This window comes from Amycolatopsis sp. SID8362, assembly GCF_010550475.1.
GTDB classification, from domain to species: domain Bacteria; phylum Actinomycetota; class Actinomycetes; order Mycobacteriales; family Pseudonocardiaceae; genus Amycolatopsis; species Amycolatopsis eburnea.
In genome coordinates, this window is record NZ_JAAGNB010000232.1 from 1 (window position 1) to 238 (window position 238).

Sequence of the window (238 nt, forward strand, 5' to 3'; positions counted from 1 at the left end):
TGGCCGACGAGCCGACCGGCAACCTCGACACCGGCACCGGCGCGTCCGTGCTGGCGCTGCTCGGCGAGCTGTCGGCGGAGGGCACCACGATCGTCGTGATCACCCACGACCGGGAGATCGCCGCCGGCATGCCGCGCCGGATCGAGCTGCTCGACGGGCGGCTGCGGCTGGACACCGGGCTGGTGGGTGCGCGATGACGCTGGTGACGTTGCCGGAACCGGCCCGGCTCAAGCCGCCG

At 74.4% G+C, this 238-nt stretch carries 1 pseudogene; it reads left to right on the top strand.

The annotated features are described in order from the left end of the window. Positions 1 to 197: pseudogene (locus G3I65_RS07640) on the top strand (ABC transporter ATP-binding protein); the annotation flags it as partial. Positions 198 to 238: the final 41 nt, after the last annotated feature.